The 12,405-nt window shown below is 64.4% G+C and carries 12 protein-coding genes and 1 pseudogene; 9 read left to right on the top strand and 4 right to left on the bottom strand.

Going from position 1 to position 12,405, the window contains the following annotated elements; genetic code table 11:
- Positions 1–3: 3 nt before the first annotated feature.
- Positions 4–1,605 carry an ABC transporter substrate-binding protein gene (locus NKI99_RS14015; protein WP_352611177.1) on the top strand — a complete coding sequence of 534 codons (1,602 nt, stop codon included), beginning with the start codon at positions 4–6 and terminating at the stop codon, positions 1,603–1,605.
- A gap of 3 nt (positions 1,606–1,608) precedes the next feature.
- Complete coding sequence (locus NKI99_RS14010) at positions 1,609–2,793, top strand: serine hydrolase domain-containing protein (protein WP_352611175.1); 1,185 nt, start codon at positions 1,609–1,611, stop codon at positions 2,791–2,793.
- On the opposite strand, the gene NKI99_RS14005 is transcribed toward NKI99_RS14010, so the two are convergent.
- Positions 2,790–3,503, bottom strand: a complete 714-nt coding sequence (locus tag NKI99_RS14005) for a 3-keto-5-aminohexanoate cleavage protein (protein WP_352441261.1) — start codon at positions 3,501–3,503, stop codon at positions 2,790–2,792. The two genes, NKI99_RS14010 and NKI99_RS14005, sit on opposite strands and share 4 nt — an antisense overlap.
- Positions 3,504–3,700: 197 nt before the next feature.
- Between NKI99_RS14005 and NKI99_RS14000 the strand changes: the two genes are divergently transcribed.
- Positions 3,701–3,895 carry a hypothetical protein gene (locus NKI99_RS14000; RefSeq protein ID WP_023813860.1) on the top strand — a complete coding sequence of 65 codons (195 nt, stop codon included), beginning with the start codon at positions 3,701–3,703 and terminating at the stop codon, positions 3,893–3,895.
- A gap of 54 nt (positions 3,896–3,949) precedes the next feature.
- Here the strand turns inward: NKI99_RS14000 and NKI99_RS13995 are convergent, their stop codons facing one another.
- Entirely contained in the window at positions 3,950–6,067 is a 2,118-nt protein-coding gene (locus NKI99_RS13995; protein WP_352611174.1) for an EAL domain-containing protein, read from the bottom strand.
- A 396-nt stretch (positions 6,068–6,463) separates the two neighbouring features.
- Between NKI99_RS13995 and NKI99_RS13990 the strand changes: the two genes are divergently transcribed.
- A complete protein-coding gene (locus tag NKI99_RS13990) occupies positions 6,464–7,534 on the top strand; it encodes a phosphatase PAP2 family protein (protein ID WP_352611173.1) in 1,071 nt (356 codons plus the stop codon).
- Positions 7,535–7,677: 143 nt separating this feature from the next.
- Here NKI99_RS13990 and NKI99_RS13985 read toward each other — a convergent pair whose 3' ends face one another.
- Positions 7,678–8,178 (bottom strand): hypothetical protein, encoded by a 501-nt coding sequence (locus NKI99_RS13985; RefSeq protein WP_502895816.1) that lies wholly within the window; start codon positions 8,176–8,178, stop codon positions 7,678–7,680.
- A 157-nt stretch (positions 8,179–8,335) separates the two neighbouring features.
- On the bottom strand, positions 8,336–8,662 hold the full coding sequence (locus NKI99_RS13980; protein WP_352611171.1) for a DUF1330 domain-containing protein: 327 nt from the start codon (positions 8,660–8,662) through the stop codon (positions 8,336–8,338).
- A gap of 174 nt (positions 8,663–8,836) precedes the next feature.
- Here NKI99_RS13980 and NKI99_RS13975 point away from each other — a divergent pair, with 174 nt between their 5' ends.
- The 5 genes and pseudogenes from NKI99_RS13975 to NKI99_RS13955 all read left to right on the top strand — a co-directional run bounded on the left by NKI99_RS13975 (position 8,837) and on the right by NKI99_RS13955 (position 12,399).
- Positions 8,837–9,529 (top strand): winged helix-turn-helix transcriptional regulator, encoded by a 693-nt coding sequence (locus NKI99_RS13975; protein ID WP_127297522.1) that lies wholly within the window; start codon positions 8,837–8,839, stop codon positions 9,527–9,529.
- 64 nt (positions 9,530–9,593) lie between these two features.
- Positions 9,594–10,705 (top strand): annotated as a pseudogene (ada, locus tag NKI99_RS13970) (bifunctional DNA-binding transcriptional regulator/O6-methylguanine-DNA methyltransferase Ada).
- A gap of 12 nt (positions 10,706–10,717) precedes the next feature.
- Entirely contained in the window at positions 10,718–10,945 is a 228-nt protein-coding gene (locus tag NKI99_RS13965; protein WP_352611169.1) for a hypothetical protein, read from the top strand.
- Between the two features lie 159 nt (positions 10,946–11,104).
- The gene (locus NKI99_RS13960; protein ID WP_352611167.1) at positions 11,105–11,659 is read left to right on the top strand and encodes a methylated-DNA--[protein]-cysteine S-methyltransferase; all 555 of its coding nucleotides are present in this window, start codon (positions 11,105–11,107) and stop codon (positions 11,657–11,659) included.
- Positions 11,656–12,399, top strand: coding sequence for a 2OG-Fe(II) oxygenase (locus tag NKI99_RS13955; protein WP_023813869.1), 744 nt, complete (start codon positions 11,656–11,658; stop codon positions 12,397–12,399). The genes NKI99_RS13960 and NKI99_RS13955 overlap by 4 nt, the downstream gene beginning before the upstream one ends.
- Positions 12,400–12,405 lie beyond the last annotated feature (6 nt).

Here is a 12,405-nt window from a genome sequence, read left to right as displayed (position 1 = left end):
GCGATGAAATCCGTTCTGCGCGCAGTCCTTACCTCGTCCTTGCTGGCCTCGTCCGTCCTTCTTGGCGGACAGGCCTACGCCAAAACCTTGGTCTATTGCTCGGAAGCCAATCCCGAGACCTTCAACCCGGCGATCGGCACGGCGGACTCCACCATGGATGCCGCCGCCAAGACGATCTTCAACCGGCTGGTCGAGTTCAAGCCTGGCACGACCGAAGTCGGGCCGGCGCTGGCCGAAAGCTGGGAGGTCTCAGCCGAAGGCAAGATCTACACCTTCCACCTACGCCACGGCGTGAAATTCCAGTCGAACGACCACTTTACACCGTCGCGCGAGTTCAATGCCGACGACGTGCTGTACACCTTCAACCGCCAGCGCGACGCCAGCAATCCCTACCACAAGCTCGGCGGCGGCGCTTACGAGTATTTCAACGCACTGGGCATGGGCACGCTGATCGACAAGATCGACAAGGTCGACGACCACACCGTGCGCTTCACGCTGACGGCTGCCAATGTCACCTTCCTGCCCGGCATTGCGCTCGACTATCTCTCCATCCTGTCCCTGGAGCAGACCGAAAAGATGGTCGCCGCCGGCACGCCGGAACTGATCGATAGCGAGCCCGTGGGCACCGGCCCGTTCGTGCTGCAGGCCTATGTCCCCGACAGCCAGATCCGCTACGCCGCCAACAAGGATTATTGGCGCGGCGCGCCGAAGATCGACACTCTGGTCTTCGCCGTTACGCCCGAACCGACCACGCGCGTCGAGCGTCTCAAGGCCAATGAGTGCCAGGTCGCCGCCCCGCCCCCGCCAAGCGCCGTCGCCGATTTGCGCACCGATCCCGACATCACCGTGCTCGACCTCAAGGGCCAGAACATTGGCATTCTCGGCTTCAATGTCGAACATCAGCCGCTCGGCGATGTCCGCGTGCGCATGGCGCTGGCCAAGGCCGTCGACCGCAAGGCGATCGTCGACGCCGTCTATGCCGGCGCCGGCACGGTCGCCGGCAGCGTCGTGCCGCCGGCGCAGATCGGCGCCGTCACCGATGCCGGCATCGACTATGACCCGGATGGCGCGAAGGCGCTGCTGAAGGAAGCCGGCCACGAGAGCGACCTGAAAATCAGCCTGTGGGCGATGCCGGTATCGCGGCCGTACAATCCCAACGCCAAGCGCATGGCCGAGATGATCCAGGCCGACTGGGCGAAAGTCGGCGTCAAGGCCGAGATCGTCAGCTTTGAATGGGGCGAATATCTCAAGCGCACCGCGGCGGGCGAACAGGACGCCTACCTGCTCGGCGGCAGCAGCGACAATGGCGACCCCGACAACATGCTGAGCTACCTGCTGTCCTGCGACGGCGTGAAGGGCGGCTCCAACCGCTCGCGCTGGTGCGATCCGGCCTTCGAGAAGCTGCTGCAGGACGGCCGCGTCGCCGCCGATCCGAAACAGCGCGCCGAGATCTATGCCAGGGCGCAAGCGATCCTGAAGGTTGAGGTGCCGGTGGCGCCGATCGCCCATTCGGTGGTGGCGATCCCGATCCGCAAGAGCGTGCTCAACTACGTGCTCGACCCCTTCGGCCGGCAGAACTTTGCCGCTGTCGATATGGCGGAGTGAAGCTTGGCGACCCTGCCCTCGGGCTCGGCCCGAGGACGCACCGACATCATCTATGAAACCAGCAATTTAGCGGCGAAAGCAGAATCCATGTGTGAAGACCTGAACGCCCTCCTCAAGACCTATCTCACCGATGGCGCGGTAGGCGCATCACTCGCATACTCCACTGGCGCCGCACCAACCCCCCTGACCGCCGGCCTCGCCGACCGGGAGCATGGCATTGCCGTCTCGCCTGAACGCCTGTTCAAGATCGGCAGCTGCACCAAGACCTTCGTTGCCGCGGCCCTGGCCAAGCTCGCCCAGGACGGCAAGCTCGATCTCGGAGCGCCGATCTCCGGCTGGTTTCCTTACCTGCCGGAAGCAAAAGACATTTCGGTGCGCCAGTTGATCAACCACCGCAGCGGCCTGCCGGAGTTCGAATATTACATTCCGATGGATCCGAGCCGGCAATGGACGCCGCGGCAACTGGTCGACATCGCCTTCGCTTCCGACAAGCAGAAGGCGCCGGGCGGACCCGCCGTCTACAACAACACCGGCTATGTGCTGGCCGGCATGGTGATCGAGGCGGTGACAGGCCAGTCGCTGGGCGGCTATGTCAGAAGCGCGGTGCTGCAGCCGCTCGGCTTGGAGAATACCTGGTCGCCGGCCACCGAAGCCTTTCCGGAAAAGTCGATGGTGCGTGGCTACTACCACCGCCCCCCGCCGCCGGCGAATGCGCCCACCGACATCGCCTCCGGCGGCGAGATGTGGCGCGTGGACGGCGTGCTGCGCTACTCCGACGAATTGCAGGATTCTTCCGATTCCTTCCCGTTCGGCGCCGCTTATGGCTGCGGCGACATGGTGTCGACGCCGTCCGACATGGTGAGCTTCATGCGCGGTCTCTTTTCCGGCAGAGTGCTGTCGCCGCCGTTCTTCGCCGAGATGTTCGAACACCGCGTGCCAGCGAGTTTTCCGGGCACCCGCATGCGCGAGACCGGCGCCGGCATGTTCCAGAGCGACTACGCCAACCGCGCCTTTTACGGCCACCAGGGCAGTATCCCCGGCTACGTCGCCGTCATGCTGCATGACCCGATCTCAGAGCTGACCATCGCCATGACCAGCAATGTCGGCTCCGGCAACCGCCTGTCCTTCCAGGCCAGCGGCTTGCATCCGGTGGTGGATAAGGCGATCCAGATCATTCTGGAAAACTAGCCGCGAAAGATCGCCACGGCGGCAGCGATGATCGCCGCGTTATCCTTCGCCACAGTTCCATCGGCGAGCGTCTTGCCGTCTTCCAGGCCGACCCGTGTCGACCAGCGCTTGCGATACGCAAGCTCGACGAGGGGCCAGACAGTTGTGTCGACGCCATGCAGCAGGATCGACCGCCGCACCCCTGCGCGATCGAGCACCGTGGCGATGCCGTGTGCCTCGTCGAGTGCCACGGACAGATCCGGGATGTCGATCTCGATCAAGATGCGCAGCACCCGGTCGTGGTCGGGAAGCGCCACGAAGCGCTCAGCGTCGGCGACGGTGGCAAGCCCGGCCTCGATGCCGACGCCACGCTGGCGCAACAGCTCCATCACGCGAGGCGCATCCACCTCCGACAGATTGACCGATGCATAGTCGGGCAGTTCCCGCCAGCCGGAGATCGCCGCACGGGTCCGCTCGACATCGTTCTCGATCCAGGCGCCCGTCGACACGCCTATAAGCGTGCCCGGACAGGCCTGACGCACCGCCAGCACGGTGGCATCGACGGCCGCGAGGCTTTCGCGCCCATCAAGGCCGCGCGGGTGGATGTGCAGTTCGGAGGCACCCGCGGCGACGCAGGCGGCGGCATCGCCGGCCATCGCCTCGGCAGTCAGCGGTAGCGCGGGATGGAAATCGCGCGGACGCGCGCCGTTGATGCAGGCCTGGACGATCATCGGTCTCACCTCGGACAAGGGAGCCGACAGTCTAGTCGCGCGGCAAGGCACCGCAAAGAGTTGGGTGGCGTCACTCCTGACAGCGCATCTGCCGCGCCCTGTTTCTGCGGCATTTGAATAAAAGCCGCTTGTGGATATTTACCCCGCGTTCCCTCGTCTCCGGCAAGGTCTTCTAGGGCGGGATCATGGAGGGACCATTGACCAGCGATTTTTCAGCCGCCCGCATCCACCTCGAACGCGCCTATCATTATCTGCAAGGCAACGACGAGACGAGTCGCACGGCCTGTGAAGCGCTCGATCTGTTGATCGAAGCGGTGACGGAGGCGCAGCACAGGCGACCCGAGGCTGGAGTGCTGGAGTTTCCGCAATCAACGGCGCGGCGAACCGGATAGACTGTGGCGAGTTTCAGGTCAGTCCGGCCTGGCCTGAAACTCGCCGCACCCGGATCACGATGCCTTGCGGGCCGCCGCTCCCTTGGTCGCACGCACGACAATCCGCTCCAGCGGCTCCGGCCGGTGCAGCAAAAATCCCTGGCCGAAGGCGACGCCCATGTCGCTCAACATGGCCAGCGTGTCCTGCCGTTCGATCTTCTCGCCGACCACGTCACAGCCGAGGCTGCGGGCGATGCTGGTGATGGCCAGCACGATCTCGCGGTCGAAACGGCTTTGCGTGATGTGCTCGATGAAGGAACCGTCGATCTTGATCGCGTCGACGGGGAACCGCCGGAGATATTCGAACGAGCTCATACCAGCGCCGAAATCATCGAGGCTGACTCGGCAGCGCCGCTCGCGCGCCTTGCGCACAAACTGTTCGGCGGCGTCGAAATTGGTGACGGCGGCGGTTTCGGTGATCTCGAAGCCGATGCCCGAATGCGGCGCCCCGGTTTCTTCTATGACGTTGTCCACGAAGTCCCAAAGCTGCGGGTCGCTCAGCGTCTGCGCCGACAGATTGAAGCCAAGCGTCAACGCCCCCGAACGCAAGGCGGCACCATGCCGCGACAGCGCGGTGCGGATGATCCAGCGGTCGAGCCGCGACGCGATGCCGAACCGCTCGGCCACCGGAATGAACTCGCCGGGTGGCACCAGCCGGCCGTTGCGGGCGGCGAGCCTGGCCAACACTTCGACATGGCGGCTTTCCAGCCAGGGACGGCCCAGCCGATGGATTTCCTGGCCAAACAGCTTCAGCCTCCCGTCTTCCATGGCATCGACCGTATCGGCGACGACGCGCGCCGCGTTGAGGCCACCCGAACCCGATGCCGTATCGGTGGAGAAGACGGCAAATCGGTTTCGCCCGGCGGCCTTGGCCGCGTAGCAGGCGTCGTCGGCGCAGGCCAGCGCGTCGGCCACCGTCGTGTTTGCATCATCGACGAAAGCGATGCCGATCGAGGCCGCCAGCTTGCGCGACGTGGCCGTCGATCCTAGTTCGGCATCGCGAACCGCTGCAAGTACCGCGTCGGCCAGCCGCCCGGCCTGCGCCGTATCGCAATTGGGCATCAGCAGCGCGAACTCGTCACCGCCCAGGCGCGCGGCATGCGCCGTCGGGGGAAGGCAGCCCAGAATGCCTTGGGCAACGCTTTTCAGTGCCAGGTCGCCGGCCGCGTGGCCGGCAAAATCATTGAGCGCCTTGAAGTAGTCGAGATCGACATAGAACACGGAGAGCGGCAGCCGCTGCGCGGCCGCGATATGATCGGCCAGCAGCCGGTCGAACGCGGCACGGTTCCAGAGACCGGTGAGCGCATCGTGGCGGGCCGCATAGGCAAGTTCCTGCTCACGCTGCTTGTCTTCGGTGATGTCGCGCACCGTGCCCAGGATCTGCCCCGCCAGCCGGCGGTCCGGGATTTGCGGGTCGGCGATGAAACGCAGCAGGGATTCTATGTGCCGGACCTCTCCGTCGCGTCGGACGATGCGGTATTGCACCGCGGTGACCTTGTCCGTTTCGAGCGGCACCAGATGTGTGCGCGACGCGGCCTCCTTGTCGTCCGGATGCAGATAGCCGAACCAGTGGTCGCGCTCGACTTCGGCGGTGTCGGAGACAAGTCCGAAAATCTCCCTGGTGCGTTCGTCCCAATAGCTTTTGCCGGTGGCGAGGTCGTGGTGCCAGATGCCGGTACCGCTGGCGGCGAGCGCCAGGCGGAAGCGCACATTGACCTGCTCGAGTTCGGCTTCTGCGGCTTTCTGCTTGGAGATGTCGGTCTGCACACCCATCAGCCTGAGCGGCTTTCCCATCGCGTCGCGCTCGACGACGCCGCCGCGATCGAGCACCCACACCCAGTGTCCCTGCTTGTGCTTCAGCCGCAATTCGGTCTCGATGGTGTCGGTCAGGCCGGCAATGTGGCGGTCGCCGCTGGCCAGCGCCCGCTCGCGGTCGTCAGGATGGGTCAGTTGCAGCCACAGGTCGCTGGTGTCGGCAAGTTCGCTCTCATCGTAGCCCAGCATCCGCGCCCAGGTCGCGGAATAGAAGCAGTCGCCGGTCACAAGATCCCAGTCCCAGACGCCAAGATGGGCGCGCTCCAGGGCCTTGGCCCAGAACGTTCCATTGCGACTTTTCTTGCCCTGACGCGCCATCGTCTGCTTCGCCTGCTCCACCGCGGGGCAATCTGCGGCAAAACCAGAGAAGAAACAGTTACCGCGGCGATGGCGGGCTGCTTTGTTGGCTCCCCGCCTGCCGCCTCTGCTCTTCGATTGGCCGGCAAGAACCGGAGTTTCGCATCGGCCGGATCTTCCTAGTCATGGCTCCAGGTCATCGGCCAATCCGATGATCCCGGATCATCGGCGGCGCCGATGAGCCCATGCAGAGACAAAGAGGGCGGCGCAACGCTTTCGTAAACAGACTCTTTGCCAACAGGCATCTATCGGTCTAATATTTGGAGATCTATTCGCACACAAGTGTAACCTGATGGTAATATATCGCCTGCGAAATAATCCAATTATTTTTCTGGACAACTGGCGGGATGTCCTTCGATGAGTGAGCACACAGGTCAGCACGGCAACAATCGCCGCCCAGCTGCCATCCTTGACCTCGACATCGCGACAACCAGGAGCGGCTGGCTGCTGGTTGCCTTGTGTCTGACCTATGCCGTGACCGCTGTTTGCCTGCAGCCGGACCGCTACCTGCATCTGGCGCAATCCTATGCCAAGCCGTTCGCCTTTTTCCTGCCCGCGCTTCTGGCGGCGGGCCTTGGTGTGGCGGGGCTGGCATTTGCCCGGCATGCGCCGACGAGGTTCATCCTCGGCGTACTCAGGCACCGCTGGCTTGCAGCCGCACCCGTCATCTTCTTGTTCTTTCTCGGCGTCACCGCATTCACCACCTTGAAGGTCGCCATCCCGGACATGGTGCCGTTCTACGCCGACCGCGCCCTGGCGGACCTCGATCTTCGGCTGCATGGCGCCGATCCCTGGACATGGGCGCACAGCATCGTTTCCGAACCGGTGTCGGTCGTCATTTTCGCCGGCTATGGTTATGGCTGGCTTCTGCAATGGTTCGGCGCCGTGCTCTTCGTCGCCTTCTGGAACAATCCGGTCGGGCGTTTGCGCTACCTATGGGCATTTGCGCTGACCACGATGCTGTGCGGCACCGTTCTTGCGACCCTGCTGTCGTCCGCCGGCCCGATATTCCACGACCAAATCTACGGCGGCGACCGGTTTGTCGCGCTGCAGGCCGCCCTGGCGCAGAAGGGCTACGGCGCGTCGGTCCATCTGTACGCCGATTATCTGTTTACAGCCTACCAGAGTGGCCGCCCGGAACTCGGCGGCGGCATCTCGGCCATGCCCAGCATGCATGTTGCGATCGCCACGCTCAACGCATTCTTCCTGACCCGATTCGGCCGCCGGTGGGCAACCGCCGGCTGGTCCTTCGCGGCCTTCATCCTGTTCGGTTCGGTTTACACCGGCTGGCACTATGCCGTGGATGGCTATCTCTCGATCCTTGTCGTGTCCCTGCTCTGGTATGTGACGGGACGCCTCGTCTTGCCGCCGCAAGCGAGCCGGGATACCGCCGAGGTGGGATTGGCGATCCCGGATCAAGCGGCATAAAGACCGTACCTGCCTGACGCCGCGAGGAGCGCCAGCGGCACGCACCTCCCCGGCTTTTCCTCGCCGAAAGCGGCCGCTGGGCCGGAGCTGCCAACTGTCGCGGAGGGCGACCAGGCGGCATTGACGCCGCCTGGCTTCATTGCTTACTGGCTCGGCGCCATCGTGTGTTCGCATGACACTTTCGGGTTCATGTCGGCGAAAGTGCCGGTCGGGTTGCCCCTCCAGGCCCAGACATGCAGTTCGTAGAATTCGCCCAGGCCATAGCGGTTGGGCGCGCTGTTGAAATTGAACAGCTGTCCGTCCAGCGACGCCGGCCCCTTCGAGGTGATGTATTCGACCGCCACCAGTTGCAGCGTGCCGTCGGCCATCGGCTCGTACATCACGGCCTCAGGCCGGGCGATATCGATCTTGTCGTCCTTCAGATATCCGCCGTTGACATAGTGGATGCCCATGGCGCCACCGGTGATGCCGCTGGCGCAGGGAATGGGCGCATAGCCCTCTGATGTAGCGGCCTTGACGTCGAGAAACCGGCTGTTGGCGGCCCGCACCTTGTCGGCCAGCGGATTGAGGCCGGCCACCGGCGCGGCGGCTTCCTGATGCGCCTGTGCGAAGGTGGTGCAGACAGCCAGCATGGCCCCGGCCATGGCAAGCTTATTGTGAAAGTTCGATATCATCTTCATTCCATTCTTCTTGAAAAAGCCCAGCTGGCCGGCCGCCGAAAATACGGAGGCCCGGCGGGCAAGCGCTGTGACTGTTGTTGCTTGGAGATCCCGAAATCGATGTGACGACTACCGGGAAGGATCATCCCTTCGGCAGATACGGGATCGTTCCAGCCAGATCGGTGTTGTCGATCATCTGGAAACGGCTGTCGCTACCGCCCCGACGGGCCGAAACGAAGGGCGCATAGGCCGGATCGTTGGCGAAGGCGCGGGCCGCCGCTTCCGACGGGAACGCCATCAGGGCGATCAGCGTGGTGTCGAGCGGCTTGCCTTCAAGCGTCTTCACATTACCGCTGCGCGACAGATATCTGCCGCCATGCTTGTGGACGAGGTCGTGCACCGATGCGGCGTAGGCCGGCACCCATTGCGGGTCGTTTATCTTGATGTCTGCGATAACGTAAGCGGTCATGGTAGTCTCCTGGTTGCGGCGCACAGGGTATCCCGTGCAACCGGCCAAAGGGCTCGCATGGCAAGGCGCTCGCCAACCAGTCCGCGATCTGTACTGGGGCAGTACAGTTTCCGTACTGGCCGCTTCATTCATGAAGGCCTAATGTTCGGCCAGGTTGGAGGGAGAGGCGCAATCATGAACCAGCACGGATACAAGCAATTCTGCCCGCTATCGATGGCCGCGGAGGTGCTGTGCACCCGCTGGACGATGGTGCTGATGCGCGAATTGGTGGCGGGTTCGACCCGCTTCAACGACCTGCGCCGCGGTGTCCCCAAAATGTCGCCAACCCTTCTGTCGCAACGGCTGAAGGAGCTTGAGATCGCCGGGATCGTCGAGCGCGGGGAGGTCCGGGGCGAGAAGGGGATCTTCGATTATCGGCTGACGGAGGCCGGCCGCGATTTGCGCCCAGTCGTCGAGGCGATGGGCTTCTGGGGGCAGAAATGGGTCGAGTCCCGGCTGTCGCTCAAGAACCTCGATCCGTCATTGCTGATGTGGGACATGCGGCGCAATTTGAACCCCTCGCCGCTGCCCGAGGGACGCACGGTGATACAATTTCTGTATCAGGACCTGCCGGCGTCCAAACGGTCATGGTGGCTGATCGTCGAGAAGCACGGCGAGGTCGATCTGTGCTGGTACGATCCGGGTTTCGACGTCGACCTTTACGTCTCGACCGATCTGCACACCATGACGGCGATCTGGATGGGACTGCTGACCGTCGAGAAGGCCGGCGCCAAGGTTGCCCTGACCGGCGACCAGGCCATTGGCAGGAAGATGCAGACCTGGCTCGGGCTCAGCCCGTTCGCGGTGGAGCCCAAACGCGCGGCTTAGGAGAGTGGGGCTCTTGGCAGGAAACGGGTGGCGAGGCCGGCTTTTGGCGGCTTCAATGCCGGCCATGTTCATCACCCTGGCGAAAAATCTGAAATCCGCGCCGCCGCAAATCGCCGACGATCCGCGCTGGGCGCGTATCGTTGCGCGCGACAAGTCGGCCGACGGCGCATTCTGGTATTCGGTGGCGACGACCGGCGTCTATTGCCGGCCTTCCTGCCCGTCGCGGCGCGCCAATCCGAAAAATGTGCAACTGCACGGCACGCTCGATCAGGCCAGGACAACCGGCTTTCGCCCGTGCCGGCGCTGCAACCCGGATGGCCCATCGCTCGAGGCCGGTAATGCCGCGATGGTCGCCGATGCCTGCCGCAGGATCGAGCAGAGCGAGGAAGAACCGTCGCTCGCTGAGCTGGCTGATGCCGCCGGCCGTAGCGCCGGTTATTTCCATCGTATCTTCAAGGCGGCCACCGGGCTGACACCGAAGGACTATGCCGCCGCGCACCGCGCCGCCCGGGTCGCCAGGGCCTGGAAGACGGCGCAAGCGTGACGACGGCGATCTACGATGCCGGTTTCAATTCAAGCGGACGTTTTTACGAGAAATCCACCGGGATGCTCGGCATGACGCCGACGCGCTATCGCGCCGGCGGCGCTGATGAAGAGATCCGCTTCGCCGTCGGCGAGACTTCGCTCGGCGCCATCCTGGTCGCGTCCAGTCAAAAGGGCGTCGCCTCGATCCTGCTCGGCGACGATCCCGACGCGCTTGTGCGCGACCTGCAGGACCGTTTCCCCAGGGCGCGGCTGATCGGCGGCGACCGCGACTACGAGGCGCTGGTCGCCCGCGTCGTCGGTTTCGTCGAGGCTCCGGCGCTGGGCCTCGATTTGCCGCTCGACGTGCGCGGCACCGCGTTCCAGCGGCGCGTCTGGCAGGCCTTGCGCGACATCCCCGCCGGCCGCACGGTTTCCTATGCCGAGATCGCGCAGCGCATCGGTGCGCCGAAGGCAACCCGCGCCATCGCCGCCGCCTGCGCCGCCAACAATCATGCCGTCGCCATTCCCTGCCACCGCGTGATCCGCAGGGATGGCGCCCTGTCCGGCTACGCCTGGGGCGTTGAGCGCAAGCGCGCACTGCTGGAGCGTGAGGCGGCGTCCGACAATGCCAACCGGTCAATTCGGGCCTGACCAGGACCGGCAATGCGCGCGATGGCAAGGTCTCCCACCACCGATGCGACCAGCCGGACCCAAGCTGTCGGCAGCCGGCGCGCCGAAGGCTCGAAGTTACTGGTGATGGCGGCCATTGGCGAGATGGTCGATCACGGCAGAGCCGAATGGAGCCGCACCGCGGCCGGCGAGATCGAGCTGCGGTTGTTGACGGGTGAGGTGTTTTTGCTCGGCGAGGTCGCTGTTACTCGTGTCGCGTAAAACGGTTCAAGTCAGTGCTCTACGGCGCCCCCCTCTGTCCGGCAGAGGGGGGGCGCCGTAGAGCACCTACCTTCGAAATTCGAATTTGAAAGCAAGCACCGGAGTGAGCGCGAGAAGCCGTCTCTGTAGGGTTCACGCACAGACAAAGGAGTAAACGCAATGAACCTCATGCAAACCCAAATGGCGCCACCGGCGAGCGTCCCCAATGCCTTCGACACCATAAGCTACGCCATCGGTGAATCCGCAATCGGCGACGTCCTGGCAGCGCGCAGCCAGATCGGCGTCTGCGCCATCCTGATCGGCTCGGACGCCGGCGCGCTGGAGCGGGACCTTGGCCATTGCTTCCCCGACAAGATACTGGTCGAGGACGAGGCCGCACTGCGCGACGATCTCGCGACAATCGCGCGCTTCATCCAAATGCCCGGCGTCGGCCTCGACCTGCCGCTCGACATGCGCCACGGCACGCCATTCCAGCAACAGGTTTGGGATGTGCTGCGCAGCATCCCGTGCGGCGCCACCATCACCTACACCGCGCTCGCCCGGCGTCTCGGCCAGCCGAACGGCGCCCGCGCTGTGGCGACGGCCTGTGCGGCCAACGCAATCGCGCTGGGCATTCCCTGCCACCGTGTCGTCCGCGCCGACGGCTCACTGGCCGGTTACCGCTGGGGTGTCGAACGCAAACGCGCCCTGCTCGACAAGGAGGCTACGATATGAATGCCCATGCCAAAATTGCCAGATCGGTGATCGAAGCCGCCGAGACACGCGTCGCCGGTTACGACTGGCCGGCCCTTGCCGCCGAACTCGACGGCTTCGGCTGTGCCGTGATCGAAAAGCTGTTGTCGCCCGAGGAGTGCCGGCGGATCGCCGACCTCTATTCGGATGAGAAATATTTCCGCAGCCACATCCATATGGCCAGGCACGGCTTCGGCAAGGGCGAGTACCGCTATTTCCGCTATCCCTTGCCCGACCTCCTGGGTGGCCTGCGCAGCGCGCTCTACCCCAGGCTGGCCGAGGTCGCCAATCGGTGGAACGAGCGCATGGGGCAGGCCATGCGTTATCCCGCGACGCACGCCGCGTTTCTCGATCAGTGCCATGCCGCCGGCCAGTCACGGCCGACGCCGCTGCTGCTGCAATATGTGCCTGGCGACTTCAACTGCCTCCACCAGGATCTCTATGGCGACCTCGCCTTTCCGCTGCAGGTGGCGATCCTGCTCTCCGAACCGGGCCGGGATTTCAGCGGCGGCGAGTTCGCCCTGACCGAGCAGCGCCCGCGCATGCAGAGCCGGGTCGAAGTGGTGTCGCTGCGCCAGGGCGACGCCGTTGTCTTCGCCGTCCACAACCGGCCGGTGCAGGGCACCAAAGGCAATTACCGGGTCAACCTGCGCCATGGCGTCAGCCGGTTGCGCTCAGGCATGCGCCACACGGTCGGGATCATTTTTCACGATGCGAAGTGACCAGGG

The sequence above is a fragment of the Mesorhizobium sp. M0239 genome, from assembly GCF_040321815.1.
Lineage (GTDB): Bacteria > Pseudomonadota > Alphaproteobacteria > Rhizobiales > Rhizobiaceae > Mesorhizobium.
The sequence above is the reverse complement of the archived record's forward strand: the minus strand, read 5'-3'. Positions and strand labels throughout refer to the sequence as shown.